Here is a 22,725-nt window from a genome sequence, read left to right as displayed (position 1 = left end):
TTTGTTAATAAGTTATTAACCAACTATAAACCCTTCAAAATGAAAAAACTCTTTTTCAAAGTGACTTTTTTAGTCACTTCCTTCCTATGTGCTCATAGTATTCAAGCACAAAAAACTTTTAAAATTGGAGATGAATTTGATTCTGATGTTAAGATGACTAAAAGTTATCAAGATCTAAAGGAATTAAAATTTAAAAACATTGACGGTAAACCTGATATGGTGTTCAAAAAAGAATTTTATTCTAAGAATTCAGCTTATGTAAAATTGTATTTTAAAGATTTTGATTTAGCTCCTGGCGATTATGTTGAGATTACTGGTAAAACTACTGGAGAAAAAATTATCTACGGAGGTAAAGGTAAAATAGTAGACAGTGATATGACTATGATTAGTGATTTCTGGTCTAAAGTTTTATTTGATGATAAAGTAGAAGTGAAATTGTATTCTTATGGTAAAATTGAAAACCATAAAGGATTTGAAATTGCTAGAGTAGCTTACGGATATAGCAATGAAAAACTTGCTAAAATTTTTGATGATAACAAATCTTTACAAAATAGAGCTATATGTTCTAGTGATAATAAAGAGCAAATAGCTTGTTATCAAGGAACTGAAATGTTTGAAAAAGCAAAAGCAGTTTGTCGTTTAATAATCAATGGTAGTAGTAGTTGTACAGGTTGGTTATTAGGAAACGAAGGTCATTTAATGACTAATAATCACTGTATAGGTTCTTCTTCAGCAGCTCAAAACACAGATTTCGTTTTTAATTACCAAAATACAAATTGTGCTGGTACAAGTGCCGCTAGTTCTGACGTAGTTGCTTCATCTGCTACTTTTATAAAAACAAGTTCTAGTTTAGATTATACTTTAGTTAAATTACCGACTAACCCAACTGCTACTTATGGATATTTAAGTTTAAGCTCTGCTTTGCCTTCTGCTGGTGATAGAATTTATATTCCTCAGCATCCAGGTGGTAGAAGAAAAGAAATTTCTGTAAATACAGATAGTGGTTTTTCTACAGTAAATTGTGTAGGAGATTGTGGTACTCCACGTGTACCTCAAAAAACAATTAATTATTTTGCTGATACTGAAGGAGGAAGTTCTGGTTCTCCTGTAATTGATTATAATTCTAATTTGGTATTAGCTATTCATAATACTGGTGAGTGTCCTAATGGTTCTTTCGGAAGAAGTGATGATTTAATTTCTTCTATAGGTAATGATATGCCTACTAATGGAGTTGATAATAATGGAGGGGGAGGTAATCCACCAAACCCTACTCAATGTACTTCAACTGTTAGTTCTTTTCCTTATGGAGAAAGTTTTGAATCTAATGTTGGTTGGACGCAAGCAAGTGGAGATGATGGAAATTGGGTAAGAGATGCTTCTGGTACACCTTCTTCAGGAACAGGGCCAAGTTCTGGTGCAGATGGAAGTTTTTACTTGTTTTTAGAAGCTTCTACAAATGGAAGTACAGGTCAAATAGGTTCTAATGCTACTGCTATTTTAGAGAGTCCTTGTTTTAATCTTTCAGGTTTGTCGTCTGCAACATTTTCATTTAGTAATCATATGTATGGAACAAGTGTTGGGTCTTTAAAGTTAGAGGCTTCTACTGATGGATCTACATGGACAAGCTTATGGAATGATTCTGGAAATAAAGGTAATCAATGGAATAGTGTTTCTGTAAACTTAAGTAGTTATTTAGGGCAAAGTGAATTAAGATTACGTTTTGTGGGTACAACTGGCTCAAGTTGGTCTAGTGACATAGCAATAGATGATTTATCATTGTCTAGTGGAGGAGACCCTAATCCTCCAGCATGTGCAGCCTTAAACTTTAATGATTTCTCAATTACATCATTCTCTAACCAAGATGCCGATGGTACTTCATCTGTTGGAAATTCTGGTGCTTCTTTAACATTAACAAATAATACTTGGAAATACTTACCTATGAATTATACTGTTACTGCTAATACAGTAATAGAATTTCAATTTTCTAGTACCTCACAAGGAGAGATTCATGGAGTAGGTTTCGAGGATGATAATACGTTAACATCTTCTCGTTATTTTAAAGTACACGGTACTCAAAATTATGGAATAACTAATTATGATAACTATACTAGTGGAACAGTAACATATACTATTCCAGTAGGAAGTTCTTATACTGGAAATATGGATCGTTTAGTGTTTATTAATGATAATGATGGAGGGTCAGGTAATAATTCTACATTCTCTAATGTTAGAATTTATGAAGGCTCTTGCGAAAATTCAAATATGGTTGTTGCTGAATCTTTTGGAACTAGAGTTGATGTATTAGGTGATGAAGACGAAGATCTATTTACAACTATCCAAGTTGCGCCTAATCCATTGAAAAGAGGAAATGCATTACAAATATTAGGCCCGAATAGAAGCTTAAAAGATGCTTCTTATAATATAGTAAATATGTTGGGACAAGTTGTTAAAAAAGGAAATATAAATCCGTCAAAAACAATTCAAACAAATGGATTAAATTCAGGAGTTTATATTTTAAGAATAGAAAATAAGTTTACCAAAACTAGTAAGAAATTTATTATTGAAGAATAATAAATGAGTAGTATAATTATTTATTGAATTGACTAGAAAACCCTCTTGATTTCAAGAGGGTTTTTGCTTTATATTTTAGTAAAATATTATTGTTTTTAAAGGTCAAAACCAATGTTAACTCCTAGTTTATTAGCAATTAGTTTATTGATTCTTTGTTTTACTTCTGGGATTTTAACACTTTCTAATACTGTATTAGCGAAGGCATACATTAAAAGAGCTTTAGCTTCTTTTTTTGGAATTCCCCTTTGTTGCATATAAAATAATGCTTGCTCGTCTAATTGGCCAATAGTACATCCATGAGAACATTTTACATCATCTGCAAAAATCTCTAATTGAGGCTTAGCATTTATAGTTGCTTTATCACTAATTAAGACGTTATTATTTTGTTGATAAGCATTTGTCTTTTGAGCTTCTTTCTCAACTACTACTTTACCATTAAAAACTCCTGTTGAACGATCTCCGTAAATTCCTTTATAATCTTGGTGGCTTTCACAATTAGGTTCAATATGATGAACTAATGTATGATGGTCAACATGTTGTTTACCTTCAAGAATAGTAATTCCTTTTTGAATAGAGTTAATATGTTCTCCTTTTTGGTAAAAGTTTAAGTTGTTTCTAGTAATATTTCCTCCGAAAGAAAAAGTATGTACAGAACAAACACTTTCTGTTTGTTGTTCGATGTAAGTATTATCAACTAAAGAAGCGTTAACGTTATCATTCTGAATTTTGTAATAGTCAACATTAGCATGCGTGTCTACAAAAATTTCAGTTACAGAATTGGTTAATACAGGATGATCTGTTAAACTTTGGTGACGTTCAATAATTTGTACATGTGCATTTCTTTCAGCAACAATTAAGTTTCTTGGTTGAACCATTGTTGCATTTTCTGCCCCTGTTGTAAAGTTAATAATTTGTATAGGCTTCTGTACTTCTACATTTCTAGGTATATAAATATAGGCTCCTTCATTAGCAAAAGCAGTATTTAAAGATGTTAAATTGTCTTGCTTAGCTATTTTATTAAAGTAATTTTCTATTACGGGCTTATATTTAATTTTATCTAGAGCAGATGATAATAAACAAACGTCAATATTATCGTGAGTAGTTTCAGATAAAAAAGAACTATATTTTCCGTCAATAAATACGATTTTATATGTATCAATATCATGTATGAAGTATTTCTTTACATCTGCTAACTCAACAGCTTTTTCAGCTTTAGGGAATAGGCTATAATCTTCTTTTAAAACTGAATTTAAAGAAGTGTATTTCCAGGCTTCTAACTTTTTGGTAGGAAAGCCTAGTTTTTCAAAATTTTGAAGCGCTTTTGATCTAATATCATGAACGTCAGAATTCACATTCAATCCATTTTCAAAAGCAACGTATGATGATATTAATTTATCTTTTAATTCCATTCTCTAGTGTTGTTTTTGAAATGAATTACGAGTTCACTTCTTCTTTAATCCAATCGTATCCTTTAGCTTCTAATTCTAAGGCTAAAGAAGCATCTCCAGTCTTAACGATTTTACCATCGTGTAAAACGTGTACATAATCTGGCACGATATAATCTAATAAACGTTGGTAGTGTGTGATAACAATAACAGCGTTGTCTTTAGATTTTAATTTGTTTACACCATTTGCAACAATTCGTAATGCATCGATATCTAAACCAGAATCTGTTTCATCTAAGATTGCTAATTTAGGTTCTAACATTGCCATTTGAAAAATCTCATTACGTTTCTTTTCACCTCCAGAAAATCCTTCGTTTAAAGAACGTGATAAGAATTTACGATCAATTTCTAATAATTCAGATTTCTCACGAATCTTTTGTAGCATTTCTTTAGCAGGCATTTCTTCTAAACCTTGTGCTTTTCTTGATTCGTTGATAGATGTTTTAACGAAATTTGTTACTGTTACCCCAGGAATTTCTACAGGATATTGGAATGATAAAAATACTCCAGCATGTGCTCTTTCCTCAGGTGCTAATTCACTAATATCTTCACCTTCTAATTCAATAGTTCCAGAAGTTACTTCATACTCTTCTTTACCTGCAATAACAGAAGCCATTGTACTTTTTCCAGCTCCGTTAGGTCCCATAATTGCGTGTACTTCTCCTGCTTTTACTTCTAAATTCAATCCTTTTAAGATTGATTTTTCTTCTACTTCTGCGTGTAAGTTTTGAATTTTTAACATCTTATTTATGCTATTAGCTTAAAGCTTGATTTCTAATTTTGTTTTAATTATTTATTGAATTATCCGACACTTCCTTCTAAAGAAATCTCTAATAATTTTTGTGCTTCTACAGCAAATTCCATCGGTAATTTATTTAATACTTCTTTACTGAATCCATTTACAATAAGTGCAATGGCTTTTTCAGTATCGATACCACGTTGATTACAGTAGAATAATTGGTCTTCACCAATTTTACTTGTAGTTGCTTCGTGCTCTATTTGAGCCGTTTTATTTTTAGCTTCAATGTAAGGGAATGTATGTGCTCCACATTCGTTACCCATTAATAAAGAATCACATTGAGAGAAGTTTCTTGCATTTTCTGCTCTAGAGCCTATTTGAACTAAACCACGATAACTATTTTGTGATTTACCAGCAGAAATACCTTTAGAAATGATAGTTGACTTAGTATTCTTACCTAAGTGAATCATTTTTGTTCCTGTATCTGCTTGTTGGTAATTGTTAGTTACTGCAATTGAATAAAATTCTCCAACAGAGTTATTTCCTTTTAATACACAACTAGGATATTTCCATGTAACAGCTGAACCAGTCTCAACTTGAGTCCAAGAAATTTTAGCGTTTGTTTCGCATAATCCTCTTTTGGTTACAAAATTGAAGACTCCACCTTTTCCTTTAGCATCACCAGGGAACCAGTTTTGAACTGTAGAGTATTTAATTTCTGCATCGTCCATAGCAATTAATTCAACTACAGCTGCGTGTAGTTGATTTTCATCACGTTGAGGTGCGGTACATCCTTCTAAGTATGAAACATAGCTACTTTCGTCAGCAACTACTAAAGTTCTTTCAAATTGTCCTGTTCCACCTTCATTAATTCTGAAGTATGTAGATAATTCCATAGGACAACGAACTCCTTTAGGAATATAACAGAAAGATCCGTCTGAGAAAACTGCTGAATTTAATGCAGCATAAAAGTTATCTGTTGGTGGAACTACAGAGCCAATATATTTCTTTACTAATTCTGGATGTTCTTGAATTGCTTCTGAAATAGGCATGAATATAATTCCTTTTTCGGCTAAAGTTTCTTTGAAAGTAGTAGCTACAGAAACAGAATCCATAACGATATCTACAGCAACATTAGCTAAACGTTTTTGTTCTTCTAAAGAGATTCCTAATTTTTCGAAAGTAGCTAGCATTTCTGGATCTACTTCATCCAAACTATTTAATTTTGGTTTTTGTTTAGGAGCCGAATAATATGAGATATCTTGGAATTTTGGCTTTTCGTAATTAACATTAGCCCATTCTGGTTCTTCCATTTCTTGCCAAATTCTAAAAGCTTCTAATCTCCATTCTGTCATCCATTCAGGTTCGTTTTTCTTTTTAGAAATAGCACGAACTATATCTTCATTAAGCCCTTTAGGAAATGTTTCACTTTCTATATCGGTATAAAAACCATATTCGTATTCTTTGGTTTTTAACTCTTCTCTTAAATCGTCTTCTGTATATTTACTCATCGTCAAGTTTTCAGTTGTTGGAATGAATGTTATAGAGAGAAGCTTTCTCCACAACCGCAAGTTCTATTGGCATTCGGATTATTAAATACAAATCCTTTACCGTTTAAACCACCAGAATATTCTAGTGTAGTTCCTACCAAGTATAAGAAACTCTTTTTGTCAACAATAATTTTTACACCATTGTCTTCAAAAAGTTTATCATTATCTTCTTTTGAATTATCAAACTTTAAATCGTAAGAAAGTCCTGAGCAACCACCGCTTTTAACACCAACACGTACAAAGTCGTTTGTAGCATCAAAACCATCTTCGGTCATCAATTGAACAACTTTCTTTTTAGCTGTGTCTGAAACTTTTATCATGTTTTAAAATTGATTAAATCTAAATTAAGTGCAAAGATATATACAAAATGTCATATTATCCTATTTTTAGAATGAATATGATCTATGCAACTATAATGTTTAACTATTTTGTAGTAAAAGTTTAATAATTATTTCTGAAATTCAGGATTGTTTACGAATTCAGTATCCGAAAGTGTTAGAAGAAATGCTTTTAAATCAGCTTTATCTTTATCCGTTAAACCTACTCCGCCTTGAGCAACTTTTTTCATTAAAGGGTCTATAGTAGGAGAGTTTTTAAGTCCTTCAGAATAATGATTTATTACTTCATCTAGTGTGTTAAAACGACCATCATGCATGTAAGGAGAGGAAAAAGCTAAATTTCTTAGTGAAGGAGTTTTAAATTTACCATTATCATTAGGGTCTCCTGTAACTGCACCTAATCCTAAATCTGTAAAGTTTTCATCTAATCCGTTATTGTGGAATTTATTATCGGTCCATAAAGGATTATTTTCACTTCCATGACAATGGAAACAGTCTCCTCTACTTTCTTCCATAAAAACATTAAACCCGTTTTGTTCTTCTGGAGTAAGTTCAACTTCATTGTTCAAAAACTTATCAAACTTAGAGTTTCCAGAAATTAAAGTTCTTTCAAATTGGGCAATAGCTTTAACAACTAAGTTTGAATCTATTTCAATATTACCGAATGCTTCTTTAAATAATAGTGGATATTCATTGTGATTTTTAAGTTTTGTAGCTACAACTTTCCAGTCACTGTTCATTTCCATAGGATTAGTCACCGGTTCGAAAGCTTGTTCTTCTAAACCAAATTCTTTACCATCCCAAGCAAAACGCTCATCAAAATTCCAAGCTAAATTGAAAAGAGGCATTGAATTGCGAGTTCCGAATGTGTTATTTACTCCTTTACTAAATTGTAAATTATCTGTAAATGATTTTTTTGGATCATGACAAGATGCACAAGAAATAGAGTTGTCTGAAGAGAGAATGGTGTCGAAGAACAATTTTTTTCCTAATCGAACTCCTTCTACTGTTGTCGGATTTGTGCTAGGAATTATAGGAGCAATAAGTTTATCTCTAAATAATTTAGGAGTGTTTAATGAAATTGGAACAGGTGTATATGTTTCTTGTTCTCCATTAGTATCAGAAGAACAAGAAATAAAAAAAAATATTGTTAGAAAAAAAATATAATTACGAATCACTATCTAAGCTAAAAACTGTTGTGCCATTTGAGCTCATTAATAATTGAGCATCAAAATTAGGCATTAACATTTGGTTTAATGTGTTTAAATTCCATGTATTTGGGTTTTCAAACCATTGATTAATATCTACATTTACATTGATGATAACATCATTATTTGTAACTTTAATATCTGTTAATTTAACAGCTATAGAAGTATCTTGATATGTAGGATTTGCAGGGTCCGTAATATTTGCTGCTCTAATTACATGATAATTAAAGCCTGTAGCAGTTGTAGTTGTTGCACTGGTGAATTTACCATCAAATTGCATGTAATGATATCCGCCACCTAAGTTTGAAGGAACGAAAAAGTCAACATTTAAATCACTATATTCTCCATCTTTATTATCTTCATCAGTAAAACCGAAAGTAAAATTAAGACTGTATGTACCATTAAGTACAATTTTATCAGTTTCGAAAATTAAGTTTTGTTCTTCACCAAGATCAACAAGTAAATAATCAGATAGAGGAGTTTCGTTATTATTTGCATCTACTAGCTTAATGTTAGATAAAACATATCTATAACGTTCAATACTTACTTTATCTTCATTTCTGGTTTCGAACTTTTCGGTATTAAAATCTGCTTTTGTAACTACTGTATCATCCCATTTATGAACAAAATTGATCGTGATTTTTTTGCTTTGTAAAGTGTCATCTTCATTACTTGAGCAAGAAACGAGTAATAATAATGTAATTAAAGAGGTGATTATTTTATTCATTTATTTGATTTTAACTATTAATAAATCAGAAAAACCTTTGTTTTCTGAAATATCTTTGTCATTACTGTTACTTTCTCCAACGGCGACAATATTTCCATTATCTAATTCAATAACATCGTGAAGTAGGTCTATATTGCTTCCTCCAATAAAATTTTGCCAAATAGTGTTTCCGTTAGAAGATATTTTTAAGATCCAAGCATCATTTTGACCGTTGTTAGTGAATTGATTATCGGTGCTTCTAGAGTTTCCGACTAAAATAAAATCACCTTTTTTACTTGGGTAAATTGAAGTGCCAGCATCGAAATTTGTACCGCCGTAAGTTTTTTCCCAAATTAGATTTCCGTTTGTAGAAATTTTAACTACCCAAAGATCTCCGCCGCCATTATTATTTGTAATATTTTTGTCAGAACTTCTAGTGTTTCCGACGCATAAAAAGTTACCATCGTTGGTTTTAACTAGTTTAGCAGCTTTATCTATTTGTGAGCCCCCAAAATTCTTTTCCCAGATTAAATTTCCAGTGTTACTAATTTTGATAATCCAGAAATCATAATCGCCTTTTGGATCTGTAATATCTGTATCTGTACTATCAGAAGTTCCTAGAATAATAAAACTATTATCATCCGTTTGAACAACATCCAAAGCTGTATCGGTAAAAGTTCCTCCGAAAAACTTTGTCCATTCTGTATCGCCAGATGCATTTAATTTAATTACCCAAAAATCTCCGCCAGCATGTCTGTTTAAAAACCTTGAGTTTCCTAGTCCGCCAGAAGAGGTAACATCCAATTCACCAATAATTAAATAACCATTATCTGAAGTTTGGATAACAGATGTGCCAAAATCATTACCTGAAAAGCCAAAAGTTTTTTTCCAACTAATATCGCCAGAAGGGTTGAGTTTAAGAAACCAAAAATCGGAGTTTCCTTCATTTATACCAACATCACCATCGTCACTTTTACTAAATCCTATTAAAGCAAAACCACTGTCATTAGTTTGTATAATCGAATTTCCTCGATCATCTTTAGAACCACCATATGATTTTTGCCATTGTAAATTATCATTAGCATCATATTTTAAAATTAAATAATCGGAATCGTTAGCAGTTTTGTTAATTATATCACCATCTATGCTGTCTACATAACCTAAGATTATATAACCAGAATCGTTAGTTGCTATAATAGAGTTTCCTACTTCATTTCTAGTTCCTCCGAATGTTTTTGTAAAACTTAATTCTCCTAAAAAAGACGGATCTGGATTTTTAATTTCATCTTTATCTGGATCACTACTACAAGAAAAAATAGTAAGTAATATTAAAAATGTTAATATGTGCTTGTGATTAATCAATCCTTATCTCAAAATTAATTTTTTACCAATAGTATTGTTGATCTTTACGATATATATACCGCTCGATTGACTTGATAAAGGGATGGTATAGTTTTTTTGGTTAATATTTTTCTTCTGAAACACTCTTTTTCCTAAAATATTGAATACTTCAATTGAAGTTATAGGTTTATCGCTAGAAATTACTTTTGGATCCAAACTAGTTGGGTTTGGAGTTATGATAAAACTGTTTTTAGCTTTAGTAATAGGGTTTGTGGATAATGTTCCGCTTTTTCTTACAATAAATAATCCGCTGTTAATATCATTAATTATAATGTTTCCACTAGGGAAATACGGATAAACACTCCAAGCGCCATTAAAAGCAGTTGCATTATTACTGGGAAAAGTATCGAAAAATGCTGTTTCAGACATTGATCCAGCAGTTGCAGCAATGTTTGTTATATCTAAAACGCGCATACCAGCAGTATAACTTGCCATAAAATATTCGTTTCCTTTTACATATCCATTATGATCTATTGCTTTTGTTGATCCGGTGTAAGTTGATGAAAGTCTAGGGCTATCTAAATCACTTAAATCAAAGACTAAAGTCCTTGTATTTAAACCTAAATCTCTTTCATCTGTTTCATCTCCAAGTATGAAGTAACGTTGATCTTCCGTAAACCACCCTTGATGTGTGTATCCTATTTGAGGATAATCAACTGTTGCTAATTCAACTACATTATTTTTATTGGTCACATCTAAGATTACAACTTCTGTTTCATTGCTACCAATGTAAATTTCTTTACCGACATGTTCTGAATCTGGTCCACTATATGTGATTACTTGCGCATCGTGAGAATAACCTGCTGTTCTGTAATCTCCTAAAGAAGTAGGGTTTAAAGGATCTGATATATCTAGAAAAATAGGTCCGCCTCCATTATTTGCTCTACAGCCAACTAAATAAGCCACGGCTTTATCTTCATTAATGACAATGTTATGGCAGCTCCCAACACCGTTATAAACAGTGTCTGCAGTAAAAGTTGTAGGAGGAGAAGTTACATTTCTTAGCTTAGTTAAATCGAAAACTTGAACGCCATGGGACCCCACGTTATCAGCAACGATGAAAGCAAAATTATTATATACTTTAACATCTCTCCAGAAATTAGATCCTGCGTTAGTGTTTAATCGACCTAAAAAAATTGGATTTAACGGATCGGAAATGTCAACAAAAGCAGTGCTGTTTGTCATGGCTGCTATGGCATATTCTTTACCGTTAGAAGGATCTGTCCAGCCCCATACATCACTTCCTTCGGCTGTTGTAGAACCGGAAAGTGTTTGTTTAGAAACAATGGACATTAAATCGTAATCTTTACATGGATATGAACCCGCAAAACCACCAGAACAAGGTGTTTGTGAAAATAGAGCGAGGTTAAAAATTATAGTCAGAATTAAGGCTGATAGTAATTTTTTTTCAATATAGATTTTATTAAGAGTCATAAACAAATTTATGAAATTTGGTAAGTTAATTCTAAAATTAAACAGTTAAAAATGTAAAATCCCTAACATACTTTCAATTTTTTTTCATTTTAATTATCGTTTTGTAGTATTTGATTCCTAAATCTAATAGTATCTTTGCCAACATGTTGGAAGATAAGAATAAACAAAGAACTTCATTAGCTGAATTAGGAGAGTTTGGCTTGATAGATCATTTAACTCAATTTTTTAAAATAAATCACGAAACTACAGTAAAAGGAATAGGTGATGATTGTGCTGTTATTTCTCATGATAATGAAACTTTAATTACAACAGATTTTCTAGTAGAAGGAGTGCATTTCGACTTAAGTTATATGCCTTTAAAACATTTAGGGTATAAAGCTGTAATGGTAAATATTTCTGATGTTTATGCTATGAATGCAGAAGCAGAACAAATAACTGTTTCAATTGCAGTTTCTAATCGTTTCCCTTTAGAAGCAATTGAAGAGTTATATGCAGGAATTCAATTGGCTTGTGATACTTATAAAATTGATTTAATAGGAGGAGACACAACGTCGTCTACCAAAGGAATGATAATTTCTATTACAGCTATTGGTTCAGCTAAAAAGGAGGAAATAGCTTACCGTAATGGAGCAAAACCTACAGACCTTATTGTTTTATCAGGAGATATTGGTGGAGCTTATTTAGGATTACAAGTTCTAGAGCGAGAGAAGGAAGTTTTTAAGGTAAATCCTCAAAATCAACCAGATCTTCAAGAGTATTCTTACATAATAGAAAGACAATTAAAACCTGAAGCAAGAAAAGATATTCCTAAATTATTGAAAGAGTTGGAGGTTAAACCAACGTCAATGATCGATGTTTCAGATGGATTATCATCAGAGTTAATTCATATATGTACGCAAAGTAAAGTTGGTTGTAATGTTTATGAAGAAAAATTACCATTAGATCCACAAGTAATTTCTACATGTGAAGAGTTTGATTTAGATTCTACAACTGTTGCTTTAAGTGGAGGTGAAGATTATGAGTTGTTATTTACCGTTCCAATAAAGGATTTTGATAAAATTAAAGGGAATCCAAACTTATCTGTAATAGGTCATATTACTGAAAAAAATGAAGGTTTGAATTTAATTACACGTGGAAATCAGTCAATTAAATTAAAGGCTCAGGGTTGGAATTCTTTTAATCAGGAAGGATAATATTTATGGTATAAAATTTGTATATTGTTAAACAAATAAATATTTAACAATAACAAAAAATTAAAAGAAATGGGTTTATTTTCATTTATTAAAAATGCCGGAGCTAAAGTTTTCGGAATTGGTAAAACAACAGAAGAAGAAGCGGCAGAAAAAGCAAATAAGTTAATTGATGCTGTTAATGCTTTAGAATTGTCTGTTGCAGATTTAGCAGTTAGCGTTGATGATGATAAAGCAACAATTAGTGGTGAGGCTGCAGACTTAGCAACAAAAGAAAAAGTAGTATTAGTCGTTGGCAATACAGAAGGTATTGCAACTGTAGAAGATAATATGACTGTGGCTGAGGTTGAAGAAGTCGCTGAAGAAGAAATGGCACAATTCCACACAGTGGTAAGTGGTGATACTTTAGGTAAAATTGCAAAAACTTTTTATGGCGATGCAATGAAGTATCCTGTAATATTTGAAGCTAACAAGCCAATGTTGGAACATCCAGATAAGATTTATCCTGGACAAGTATTAAGAATTCCACCTTTAGTGGACTAACCAAAAGTTACATAACCAAAAAAGAAAAGCATCACATATTGTGATGCTTTTTTTATAATAATGATAGGATTTTTTCTGATATTTTTTCTGGCGAAATACTTCTCATTACATCTTCATAACCTTCAAAAGTTTTATTGCCGTATATAGAACAAGGTAACAATGGGTATTTATCTAAATTAGGTAAGATGCAAAAGTCTTTTGGTTGATTAAAAGGAGCAAACCCAGCAAATGGATGTGTATTTCCCCATAAAGTAATTGTTTTTACGTTTTTCATTGCAGCTAAATGTGCATTTCCACTATCCATAGACAACATTACGTCTAAGTTTTCAATCACATTTAATTCGTTCTGTAAGCCGCCTAACTTAGCAGCTAAAGATTTTGTATTGTCAAACTTGTTTTCAATCTGTTCTAAGATCAATTGATTATTTTTACCTCCGAATAATAAAATTTGAATATTGTGTTTAGCTAAACTTGCTATTACTAATTCTAATAAATCTAGCGGATATGTTTTTGAATCAAAAGCAGCAAAAGGAGCAATTCCAACCCAAGGTTTTATCTTGTTTCCTAGTTTAGAAATGTTATCAGAATTTAACGGGAATTGTTCTAGTTTTATGTAAGTTAAATCTACTGAGAAACCTAATTGTTTTAAAACATCAGCATAACGTTGATGCGAATTTTTTAGTTGCTTAAAAATTTTATTGGTCTTTGATGTTAACGCTTTCTTTTCTTTTCTTCCTTTGTCAATTTGAGAAATTTTTATGGCGCTAAACATAGAGAATAAAAACCTAACTATTTTAGAACGTAGTACATTATGAAGATCGGCAAAATGAGTTGGTTTAAGTTTTTTAAGATCTTTATATAATCTTACTAATCCGAAAAAACCCTTATGCCTTCCATCAACTTCTGCAGTGAAAAAGTTCACATTTTCTATGCTTTCAAATAAAGGAGCTAAAAACTTTTTTGAAACTACTGTGATTTTTACATCAGGGTTTTGTTGGATTAAAGCTTTTATGACTGGAACCGTCATAGCAACATCTCCCATTGCAGATAATCTGAAAACAATAATATGTTTTTTTTTCTTCAAGAAACGAGAATTAAATTAAGGTTCAAAAGTACGCATAAAAAAATCCACTCAGCGAGTGGATTATATTTTAAAACTTTTATAAATGCTGTAAATTAACAGAATTCATCATAAGCTTGTGCTAAATTTTGTGCAATCATTTGAGCAGAACGACCTTCAATGTGATGTCTTTCTAACATGTGAACTAATTTCCCGTCTTTAAATAAAGCGATAGCCGGAGATGAAGGAGGAAAAGGAATCATATATTCACGTGCCTTAGCTGTAGATTCTTTCTCTACACCAGCAAAAACTGTAGTTAAGTTTGTTGGAGTTTTATCTGCTCCTAAAGAAGCAATAGCTCCTGGTCTAGCAGTTCCGGCTGCACAACCACATACAGAATTAACCATTACTAAAGTAGTTCCCTCTTTTGTTAATGCAGTATCAACATCTTCTGCAGTATATAATGCAGTAAACCCAGCATCAATTAACTGATCACGCATAGGTTTTACTAATTCTTCTGGATACATAATTATTTATTTTTAGAGGTACAAAGATACTTATAATCTCATTATATTTGACATTCAAAAGAATAGAGATGGGAAAATTTACAAAATGGCTAGGAGCTGGACTGGGATTTACTTTTGGTGGTCCTATTGGTGCAATAATAGGTTATGCGATTGGAACAATGTTAGATGGAGTGAAAATTGAAGATTTTACTAGTGAGCAAGAAGATTACAAAAAAACTATAGGAAAAAAAGAAAGGTCAAGTGTAAAGCATACAACAGCTGGAGATTTTGAAATTAGTTTGCTGATTTTAGCTTCTATTGTTATTAAAGCTGATGGAAAAATTGATAAAACGGAATTAGATTATGTTCGTCTGCATTTTATCAATTTATATGGTAAAGAAAGAGCAAATAATGCATTCAAATTATTTAATGGAATTATAAAGAAAGATGTTTCTACAAGGCAAGTCTGTATCCAAATTCGTGAACACATGTCTCATTCTTCAAGATTACAACTAATTCACTTTTTATTTGGAATAGCAAAAGCAGATGGAATGGTAGCTGCTTCAGAAGAAGAAGCAATTCATAAAATTTCTGGGTATTTATACATTAATGACGCAGATTATGATTCGATAAAAGCAATGTTTTATAATGAAGTTGATAGTGCGTATCGAATTTTAGAAATTGAAAAAGAAGCCTCTGATGATGAAGTGAAAAAAGCCTATCGAAGAATGGCGAAAAAATATCATCCAGATCGTTTACAAGATGTAGGAGAAGAACATAAAAAAGGAGCTAAAGAAAAATTCCAGAGTATTCAAAATGCTTATGAGAGTATCAAAAATGAAAGAAATATGTCATAAATACCCTTTGAAAAGATCAAGTAGATAGAGATTTTTAGGCAATTTTAAAGAAAAAATATAAATATGAAAAAAACGTTCCTTTCTAGGAGCGTTTTTCTTTTGTTAAAGATTAGAATTACAATAAAATATGTAATTTCGCAAATTCAATATATAGAACGAAAAAATGAGTAAGAATTTTACTGAATACAAAGGATTAAACCTACCTAAAGTAGCAGAAGAAATCTTAAACTATTGGGAGGAAAATAACATCTTTGAGAAAAGTGTTACAACTCGTGAAGGAAATGAACCATTCGTGTTTTTCGAAGGTCCGCCTTCAGCAAACGGATTACCTGGAATTCACCATGTAATGGCACGTTCTATTAAAGATATTTTTTGCCGTTATAAAACGCAAAAAGGATATCAAGTGAAGCGTAAAGCAGGTTGGGATACACATGGTTTACCGGTTGAACTTGGAGTCGAAAAAGAGTTAGGGATCACCAAAGAAGATATTGGAAGTAAAATTACAGTTGAAGAATACAACGAAGCTTGTAAAAAAGCAGTAATGCGTTATACAGATATCTGGAATGATCTTACTCATAAAATGGGATATTGGGTTGATATGGAAGATCCGTATATTACCTATAAACCAAAATACATGGAATCTGTTTGGTGGTTACTAAAACAGATGTATAATAAAGGTTTAATTTATAAAGGATATACAATTCAACCGTATTCGCCAAAAGCAGGTACAGGATTAAGTTCACATGAATTAAATCAACCAGGGTGTTATCGTGATGTAACCGATACTACTGTAGTTGCGCAGTTCAAAGCAGTTGAAGAAACGTTACCAGATTTCTTACAGAATGAAGGAACAATTTATTTCTTAGCTTGGACCACAACTCCTTGGACGTTACCAAGTAACACAGCTTTAACAGTTGGGCCAAAGATTGATTATGTTTTGGTAGAAACATATAATCAATATACGTTTGAACCTATAAATGTTGTATTGGCTAAAAATTTAGTATCAAAACAATTTGCAGGTAAAAAGTTTAATAAAGTTGAAGCGAAATCAGATTTAATAACGTATAAAGAAGGAGATAAACAAATTCCTTTTTATGTAGTTAAAGAATTCAAAGGAGCTGATTTAATCAATATCAAATATGAGCAATTAATCGATTATGTATTGCCATATGAAAATGCAGAAAATGCATTCCGAGTTATTGGAGGAGATTTTGTAACTACGGAAGATGGAACAGGAATTGTTCACACTGCGCCAACTTTTGGTGCAGATGATGCTTTCGTAGCAAAACAAGCTGTTCCAGAAGTTCCACCATTATTAGTTTTAGATGAAAATGGAAACGCGGTTCCTTTAGTAGATTTACAAGGACGTTTCAGACCAGAATTGAAAGAATTTGGGGGTAAATATGTGAAGAATGAATATTACACAGATGAAGATGCTCCTGAAAAATCAATCGATGTTGAAATCGCGATTAAACTAAAAACAGAAAATAAAGCCTTTAAGGTTGAGAAATATGTACACAGTTATCCGCATTGTTGGAGAACTGATAAGCCAGTTTTATATTATCCATTAGATTCTTGGTTTATAAAAGTAACCAATAAAAAGGATCGTATGTTCGATTTAAATGAAACGATTAATTGGAAACCAAAATCAACTGGTGAAGGTCGTTTTGGAAATTGGTTAAAGAACGCAAACGATTGGAATTTATCACGTTCTCGTTTCTGGGGAATTCCATTACCAATATGGAGAACTGAAGACGGAACAGAACAAATTTGTATAGGTTCTTTAGAAGAATTAAAATCAGAAATAGCAAAAGCTGTTGAAGCTGGAGTTATGGATTCAGATATTTTTGCTGAGTTTGAAGTTGGTAATATGTCTGAAGAAAACTATGATAAAGTCGATTTACATAAAAATGTAGTTGATAAAATTGTATTAGTTTCAGCTTCAGGAAAACCAATGCAACGCGAAAGTGATTTAATTGATGTTTGGTTCGATTCTGGTTCAATGCCTTATGCACAATGGCACTATCCATTTGAAAACGCAGAATTAATTGATAATAAAGAAAGCTATCCAGCAAACTTTATTGCAGAAGGAGTAGATCAAACTCGTGGATGGTTCTATACATTACATGCAATTGGAACAATGGTTTTCGATTCTGTAGCGTATAAAAATGTAGTTTCTAATGGTTTAGTTTTAGATAAAAACGGACAAAAAATGTCGAAACGTTTAGGAAATGCTGTCGATCCGTTTACAACATTAGCAGAACACGGGCCAGATGCAACGCGTTGGTACATGATTTCAAATGCAAATCCTTGGGATAATTTAAAGTTTGATATCGCTGGAATTGAAGAGGTAAAACGTAAATTCTTTGGAACATTATACAACACATATTCATTCTTTAGTTTATATGCTAATATTGATGGATTTACTTATGCAGAGGCTGAAATTCCTTTAGCAGAACGTCCAGAAATTGATCGCTGGATTCTTTCTGAACTGAATAGTTTAGTTGCTAAAGTTGATAAATTTTATGCAGAATATGAGCCAACAAGAGCAACAAGAGCTGTCTCAGATTTTGTACAAGACCACTTAAGTAACTGGTACGTTCGTTTATGTAGAAGACGTTTTTGGAAAGGAGAATATGCTCAAGATAAAGTTTCTGCTTACCAAACTTTATATACATGTATGGAAACTGTAGCTAAGTTAGGAGCACCGGTAGCACCTTTTTTTATGGATCGTTTATATAAAGATTTAAATGCAGCAACAGGTAAAGAATCTTTCGAAAGTGTTCATTTAGCAGAGTTTCCAAAATTCAATGAAGCTTTAGTTGATAAATCGTTAGAGCGTAAAATGGAAAACGCACAAACAATATCATCTTTAGTACTTTCTTTAAGAGCTAAAGAAAAAATAAAAGTTCGTCAACCATTACAAAGAATCATGATTCCTGTTTTAGATGATACTCAAAAAGAAGAAATCTTAGCTGTTTCAGATTTAATAAAATCGGAAGTAAATGTAAAAGAAATAGAGCTTTTAGATGATGCTTCAGGTATTTTAGTAAAACAAATAAAACCAAATTTTAAAGCCTTAGGTCCAAAATTTGGAAAAGACATGAAATCTGTTGCTTCTGAGATTCAGTCTTTTACGCAGGAGTACATTACTCAGTTAGAAAAAGATGGTCAAATTTCTATTGAAATTAGCGGAAAAATGATTACATTAGAAACGGCTGATGTAGAAATTTCATCAAAAGACATAGAAGGTTGGCTAGTGGCAAATGCTGGTGGTTTAACAGTTGCGTTAGATGTTACAATTACAGATGAATTACGAAAAGAAGGAATTGCAAGAGAACTTGTAAATAGAATTCAAAATGCACGTAAAGATTCAGGTTTTGAAGTAACTGATAAAATCAATTTAACGTTTTTAAATTTAGAAGAGTTACAACAATCTGTGTTAGCTAATGAAAATTACATAAAAACAGAAACACTAACCAATGAGTTGGTTTTTGTTGATGCTATTGAGAATGGTACAGATATTGAGTTTGATACCATTAAAAGTAAGATGTTAATCGAAAAAGCATAGTAGTATGGCAGAAGATGTTAAAGTAAGGTACTCTGATAGTGACCTACAAGAATTCAAAGAAATCATTCTAAAGAAAATGCAGCGAGCCGAAGAGGATTTAGAGTTATTAAAATCGTCTTACGAAAATAGTGCAGGAAATGGAACGGATGATACTTCACCGACATTTAAGTCGTTTGAAGAAGGAACAGAGACTATGGCTAAAGAGCGTAATATGCAATTAGCTATTCGTCAAGAAAAGTTTATACGTGATTTAAAAAACGCTTTAATTCGTATTGAAAACAAAACATACGGAGTGTGTAGAGTTACAGGTAAACTTATTCAGAAAGAAAGATTGAAATTAGTACCTCATGCAACCTTAAGTATTGAGGCCAAAAGAAAACAATAAGCAAAAAGCTTCCTTTTTAGGGAGCTTTTTTATTTTATGAAATATTACAATACTTTAATTATAACACTCATCTCTCAGTTTGCAATTTGGGGTCAAAATAGTTCTTTTAAAAGTTTTGTTTCGCCTTTAAATGAAATAGAGGTTAATGTTAAAGCATTAGATGAAGTGAAAATTCAAAATTCAGAGACTAATGAATTAGAAATTCATGTATTGAGTCAATCTGAACAGCTTTATGATGTTATTGTAAAAGAGTTTGAAAGTTTTTTAAAAATAAATTTTAAAGTAAGTTCATTATCAAATAATGTTTTCAGAAAATATATAACGAAAAGAGTTAATAGAGCATCTGTATTAATTAAGATCCCAGAAAATAAAAGCATAACTGTTATTGGAGAAAATGTAGATGTTGTTTCTGAAAATTTTAATGGTGATTTAAATATTTTCATTGAGAAAGGATATATCAATTTAAATGAAGTAAAACGTAGTTTAAACTTAAAGCTATTTCAAGGAAATGTATACTTTTCTTCAAATAAATCAAACTTTAATATCACAACAAATAGGGGTAAAATAAAATGTAATGATAGTTTAAAAATTTCGCCTTTTCTTCAAAGAAATAGAAACTTTAAAAAACAAATTACAATTTCATCTATCAGAGCAAATATCTTTTTGAATCAATTATAGTTTCGAATTATTTTCATAAAAAAAGTTAAATATTATTGTGAATTCGTAACAGAATGCAATTTTTGTAAACTAATAAAAGACCATAAAAAAACAAATACGAATGAACAAAAATACATTAACTGCTGTTGCAGCAGGATTGTTATTAGTAGGTTGTAATTCTACTAAGTCTCTAAAGAAAGATGATTCTGCAGTTAATAATCCCATAGAATCTAGTATAGATTTAACAAACGTAAAAAATGATCAGGTTCCTGTAGTTATTAATCCAGGAAGATTCACTACTGAAAAAGTAACCTATAGACTGCCTAGAGTTGTTCAAGGAACTTATTCTGTGAGTAATTTTGGTAAATATGTAGACGATTTTAAAGCGTTTGATTATAATGGAGAAGTTTTGCCAGTTCAAAAGCTCGATGAAAATACTTGGGAAATTACCAGTGCTACTCAATTAGATAAAGTTTCATATGCTGTAAATGATACTTTCGATCAAGAAAAAGTAGGAGGAATAGGAGAAGAAGTTCCTTTTTCACCATCAGGAACTAATATCGAAGAAACAAACTATGTTTTAAATCTACATGGATTTATTGGGTATTTCGATGTTTTAAAAAAGAATCAATACAAATTAGATGTAATTGCTCCTTCAAAGTTTAAAAGAACTTCTGCATTACAAGAAGTGGGAACGAAAACAAGTGAAGATGGAGCTACTGTGACAACTAGTTTTTTAGCTCCTCGTTATTTTGATATTACAGATAATCCTATGTTCTATGGAGAATTAGATGTAGAAGAATTTAATGTAGGAGATATTAAAATCGTTTTAAGTGTATACTCTCCAACTAAAAAGCATTCTGCGAAAAAAATTAAAGCAGTAATGGAAAAAATGATGCAAGCGCAGAAATCTTATTTAGGTAGTGTTAATAGTACACCTAGATATGATATTTATTTATACTTAGCAGGGCAAAATGAAGGTTCTCCTAAAGGTTTTGGAGCTTTAGAGCATCACACATCTACAGTAGTTGTATTACCAGAAGTTATGGATGATGCTAGATTAGCACAATCGATGATAGATGTAGTTTCTCACGAATTTTTCCATATTGTAACTCCTTTAAGTGTTCATTCTGAAGATGTTCATTATTTTGATTATGATCAGCCAACGTTCTCTAAACATTTATGGATGTACGAGGGAGTAACAGAATATTTTGCAACACATTTCCAAGTAAATAAAGGTTTAGTAAAAGAAGATGAATTCTTTTCAAAAATTATGGGTAAAATTAATAGTGCTTCTCGTATGAACGACGCTATGAGTTTTACTAAAATGAGTGAAAATATTTTAGAGAAAGAATATCACGATCAATATATAAACGTATACCAAAAAGGAGCTTTAATTGGTATGTGTATTGATATTTTAATGCGTGAAGAGAGCAATGGAGAAAGAGGAATCCTTTCTTTAATGAAAGAATTATCGAATAAATATGGTAAAAATCAACCTTTTGAAGATGATAAATTAATTGAAGAAATTACGGCAATGACATATCCTTCTATCGGAGAATTTTTAAATACTCATGTTGTTGGAGGAACTCCTATAGATTATAATTCTTTCTTTGAAAAAGTTGGAGTAGGTGTTGCAGAACGCAAAATTGAAACAGATTATGTAAGAAATGGAGGAGCATTTATTTTACGTGGAGATCAAGCTACAGGAAATATTATTTTTACAGAAGCTGTAAAAGCCAATAGTTTTTGGGCTGAAAACGGAGCTTTACCAGGAGATGCAATTAAAGTAATTAACGGTACTGCTTTAACAAGAGAAAATGCAAGACAAGTAATTGGAGGATTATTCGGATGGCAACCTGGAACAGATGTAGAAGTGAAGTTAGAAAGAGCAGGAAAAGAAATCGTTATAAAAACGAAATTGACTCAATCGTATACGATGGGTAAAAGTTTAGGAGTTAAACCAGATGCTACTCAAAAACAGAAAAATTTATTAAATGCTTGGTTAAAAGGGTAAGATAATAAGCTTTTATAGTTGTAAAAAGATCAATATGTAATTAAACGTATTGATCTTTTTTAAAATAGAAAGGTCAAAAATACATTGTATTAATGACCTTTCTTTTGGTTAGTGTAACTAAGTTGGGTTAGTCCAGAAATTTGATTGATAATTCTGGTGTTGGTATATAACAAGATTCCCTTTTGCCAAACCATTTGTATCTGTTTTTGGCAATAAAATCATATATAACATCTCTAATGAATTTAGGTAGAATAAAAAAGATAGTTATAAGATGTATAGGAAACTTTAAGCGATAAGCTATTTTTAACGCTGCAGTCGATTTATAAAATAAATTTTCATCTGGAGTAAATAATAAAATAGAATCTATTCTATTAGTGTCTATATTAAAATTATCAATAATTTTTTTTCCTGTTTTTCCTTGTAATGAAGTAAAAACAAATTGATTTTTTTTATCGTGTTTTAGAACGAATTGTACACTAGAATTACACAAATTACAATCTCCATCAAAAAGAATTAAATATTTATTTTTAGGAATATTCATTCTGAT

The 22,725-nt window shown here is 31.4% G+C and carries 19 protein-coding genes; 8 read left to right on the top strand and 11 right to left on the bottom strand.

Annotated elements, in window-relative coordinates:
• The first annotated feature begins 39 nt into the window (after positions 1-39).
• Entirely contained in the window at positions 40-2,571 is a 2,532-nt protein-coding gene (locus tag ACSIGC_RS09150) for a trypsin-like peptidase domain-containing protein (protein WP_442264525.1), read from the top strand.
• A 95-nt stretch (positions 2,572-2,666) separates the two neighbouring features.
• Here ACSIGC_RS09150 and sufD read toward each other — a convergent pair whose 3' ends face one another.
• The 8 genes from sufD to ACSIGC_RS09110 form a co-directional block, all read right to left on the bottom strand.
• The gene (gene sufD, locus ACSIGC_RS09145; protein WP_442264524.1) at positions 2,667-3,980 is read right to left on the bottom strand and encodes a Fe-S cluster assembly protein SufD; all 1,314 of its coding nucleotides are present in this window, start codon (positions 3,978-3,980) and stop codon (positions 2,667-2,669) included.
• Between the two features lie 25 nt (positions 3,981-4,005).
• Positions 4,006-4,758: a Fe-S cluster assembly ATPase SufC gene (gene sufC, locus ACSIGC_RS09140; RefSeq protein WP_299622219.1), complete on the bottom strand. Its 753-nt coding sequence runs from the start codon at positions 4,756-4,758 to the stop codon at positions 4,006-4,008.
• Positions 4,759-4,817: 59 nt separating this feature from the next.
• Positions 4,818-6,266 carry a Fe-S cluster assembly protein SufB gene (sufB, locus tag ACSIGC_RS09135; protein ID WP_442264523.1) on the bottom strand — a complete coding sequence of 483 codons (1,449 nt, stop codon included), beginning with the start codon at positions 6,264-6,266 and terminating at the stop codon, positions 4,818-4,820.
• Positions 6,267-6,295: 29 nt separating this feature from the next.
• Entirely contained in the window at positions 6,296-6,625 is a 330-nt protein-coding gene (locus ACSIGC_RS09130; protein ID WP_442264522.1) for a HesB/IscA family protein, read from the bottom strand.
• Between the two features lie 128 nt (positions 6,626-6,753).
• Positions 6,754-7,821, bottom strand: coding sequence for a cytochrome-c peroxidase (locus ACSIGC_RS09125; protein WP_442264521.1), 1,068 nt, complete (start codon positions 7,819-7,821; stop codon positions 6,754-6,756).
• Positions 7,811-8,578: an MbnP family protein gene (locus ACSIGC_RS09120; protein WP_442264520.1), complete on the bottom strand. Its 768-nt coding sequence runs from the start codon at positions 8,576-8,578 to the stop codon at positions 7,811-7,813. The genes ACSIGC_RS09125 and ACSIGC_RS09120 overlap by 11 nt, the downstream gene beginning before the upstream one ends.
• Positions 8,579-9,919: a hypothetical protein gene (locus ACSIGC_RS09115; protein WP_442264519.1), complete on the bottom strand. Its 1,341-nt coding sequence runs from the start codon at positions 9,917-9,919 to the stop codon at positions 8,579-8,581.
• Between the two features lie 3 nt (positions 9,920-9,922).
• Positions 9,923-11,392: a choice-of-anchor B family protein gene (locus ACSIGC_RS09110; protein WP_442264518.1), complete on the bottom strand. Its 1,470-nt coding sequence runs from the start codon at positions 11,390-11,392 to the stop codon at positions 9,923-9,925.
• 143 nt (positions 11,393-11,535) lie between these two features.
• Here ACSIGC_RS09110 and thiL point away from each other — a divergent pair, with 143 nt between their 5' ends.
• Together thiL and lysM are read left to right on the top strand one after the other, a co-directional pair.
• Complete coding sequence (gene thiL / locus ACSIGC_RS09105) at positions 11,536-12,585, top strand: thiamine-phosphate kinase (protein ID WP_442264517.1); 1,050 nt, start codon at positions 11,536-11,538, stop codon at positions 12,583-12,585.
• Positions 12,586-12,654: 69 nt separating this feature from the next.
• The gene (gene lysM, locus ACSIGC_RS09100) at positions 12,655-13,125 is read left to right on the top strand and encodes a peptidoglycan-binding protein LysM (protein WP_442264516.1); all 471 of its coding nucleotides are present in this window, start codon (positions 12,655-12,657) and stop codon (positions 13,123-13,125) included.
• Between the two features lie 52 nt (positions 13,126-13,177).
• On the opposite strand, the gene ACSIGC_RS09095 is transcribed toward lysM, so the two are convergent.
• Positions 13,178-14,209 carry a glycosyltransferase family 9 protein gene (locus ACSIGC_RS09095; protein ID WP_442264515.1) on the bottom strand — a complete coding sequence of 344 codons (1,032 nt, stop codon included), beginning with the start codon at positions 14,207-14,209 and terminating at the stop codon, positions 13,178-13,180.
• A 92-nt stretch (positions 14,210-14,301) separates the two neighbouring features.
• Positions 14,302-14,712: a BrxA/BrxB family bacilliredoxin gene (locus tag ACSIGC_RS09090; RefSeq protein WP_299681283.1), complete on the bottom strand. Its 411-nt coding sequence runs from the start codon at positions 14,710-14,712 to the stop codon at positions 14,302-14,304.
• Positions 14,713-14,780: 68 nt separating this feature from the next.
• Here ACSIGC_RS09090 and ACSIGC_RS09085 point away from each other — a divergent pair, with 68 nt between their 5' ends.
• From ACSIGC_RS09085 to ACSIGC_RS09065, 5 genes are all read left to right on the top strand, one after another.
• On the top strand, positions 14,781-15,548 hold the full coding sequence (locus ACSIGC_RS09085; RefSeq protein ID WP_442264514.1) for a TerB family tellurite resistance protein: 768 nt from the start codon (positions 14,781-14,783) through the stop codon (positions 15,546-15,548).
• A 163-nt stretch (positions 15,549-15,711) separates the two neighbouring features.
• Complete coding sequence (ileS, locus tag ACSIGC_RS09080) at positions 15,712-19,119, top strand: isoleucine--tRNA ligase (protein ID WP_442264513.1); 3,408 nt, start codon at positions 15,712-15,714, stop codon at positions 19,117-19,119.
• A 4-nt stretch (positions 19,120-19,123) separates the two neighbouring features.
• Positions 19,124-19,504: a TraR/DksA family transcriptional regulator gene (locus tag ACSIGC_RS09075; protein WP_442264512.1), complete on the top strand. Its 381-nt coding sequence runs from the start codon at positions 19,124-19,126 to the stop codon at positions 19,502-19,504.
• A gap of 36 nt (positions 19,505-19,540) precedes the next feature.
• Positions 19,541-20,182, top strand: coding sequence for a hypothetical protein (locus tag ACSIGC_RS09070; RefSeq protein ID WP_442264511.1), 642 nt, complete (start codon positions 19,541-19,543; stop codon positions 20,180-20,182).
• 100 nt (positions 20,183-20,282) lie between these two features.
• The gene (locus tag ACSIGC_RS09065; protein ID WP_442264510.1) at positions 20,283-22,178 is read left to right on the top strand and encodes a M61 family metallopeptidase; all 1,896 of its coding nucleotides are present in this window, start codon (positions 20,283-20,285) and stop codon (positions 22,176-22,178) included.
• Positions 22,179-22,305: 127 nt separating this feature from the next.
• On the opposite strand, the gene ACSIGC_RS09060 is transcribed toward ACSIGC_RS09065, so the two are convergent.
• Positions 22,306-22,719 (bottom strand): thiol-disulfide oxidoreductase DCC family protein, encoded by a 414-nt coding sequence (locus ACSIGC_RS09060; protein ID WP_442264509.1) that lies wholly within the window; start codon positions 22,717-22,719, stop codon positions 22,306-22,308.
• Positions 22,720-22,725: the final 6 nt, after the last annotated feature.

The organism is Tenacibaculum aquaeponti (assembly GCF_052084715.1).
Taxonomy (GTDB): Bacteria; Bacteroidota; Bacteroidia; order Flavobacteriales; family Flavobacteriaceae; genus Polaribacter.
Note: the sequence above shows the minus strand (reverse complement) of the source record. Positions and strands in the feature narration are given on the sequence as shown.

What these genes read in the sequence shown, in the direction of transcription:
- ACSIGC_RS09150 (WP_442264525.1), top strand. Translation starts at nt 40, where the DNA reads ATGAAAAAACTCTTTTTCAAAGTGACTTTTTTAGTCACTTCCTTCCTA.
- ACSIGC_RS09120 (WP_442264520.1), bottom strand. Translation starts at nt 8,578, where the DNA reads ATGAATAAAATAATCACCTCTTTAATTACATTATTATTACTCGTTTCT.
- ACSIGC_RS09075 (WP_442264512.1), top strand. Translation starts at nt 19,124, where the DNA reads ATGGCAGAAGATGTTAAAGTAAGGTACTCTGATAGTGACCTACAAGAA.
- ACSIGC_RS09085 (WP_442264514.1), top strand. Translation starts at nt 14,781, where the DNA reads ATGGGAAAATTTACAAAATGGCTAGGAGCTGGACTGGGATTTACTTTT.
- ACSIGC_RS09070 (WP_442264511.1), top strand. Translation starts at nt 19,541, where the DNA reads ATGAAATATTACAATACTTTAATTATAACACTCATCTCTCAGTTTGCA.
- thiL (WP_442264517.1), top strand. Translation starts at nt 11,536, where the DNA reads ATGTTGGAAGATAAGAATAAACAAAGAACTTCATTAGCTGAATTAGGA.
- sufC (WP_299622219.1), bottom strand. Translation starts at nt 4,758, where the DNA reads ATGTTAAAAATTCAAAACTTACACGCAGAAGTAGAAGAAAAATCAATC.
- sufD (WP_442264524.1), bottom strand. Translation starts at nt 3,980, where the DNA reads ATGGAATTAAAAGATAAATTAATATCATCATACGTTGCTTTTGAAAAT.
- ileS (WP_442264513.1), top strand. Translation starts at nt 15,712, where the DNA reads ATGAGTAAGAATTTTACTGAATACAAAGGATTAAACCTACCTAAAGTA.
- ACSIGC_RS09065 (WP_442264510.1), top strand. Translation starts at nt 20,283, where the DNA reads ATGAACAAAAATACATTAACTGCTGTTGCAGCAGGATTGTTATTAGTA.
- sufB (WP_442264523.1), bottom strand. Translation starts at nt 6,266, where the DNA reads ATGAGTAAATATACAGAAGACGATTTAAGAGAAGAGTTAAAAACCAAA.
- ACSIGC_RS09060 (WP_442264509.1), bottom strand. Translation starts at nt 22,719, where the DNA reads ATGAATATTCCTAAAAATAAATATTTAATTCTTTTTGATGGAGATTGT.
- lysM (WP_442264516.1), top strand. Translation starts at nt 12,655, where the DNA reads ATGGGTTTATTTTCATTTATTAAAAATGCCGGAGCTAAAGTTTTCGGA.
- ACSIGC_RS09110 (WP_442264518.1), bottom strand. Translation starts at nt 11,392, where the DNA reads ATGACTCTTAATAAAATCTATATTGAAAAAAAATTACTATCAGCCTTA.
- ACSIGC_RS09090 (WP_299681283.1), bottom strand. Translation starts at nt 14,712, where the DNA reads ATGTATCCAGAAGAATTAGTAAAACCTATGCGTGATCAGTTAATTGAT.
- ACSIGC_RS09130 (WP_442264522.1), bottom strand. Translation starts at nt 6,625, where the DNA reads ATGATAAAAGTTTCAGACACAGCTAAAAAGAAAGTTGTTCAATTGATG.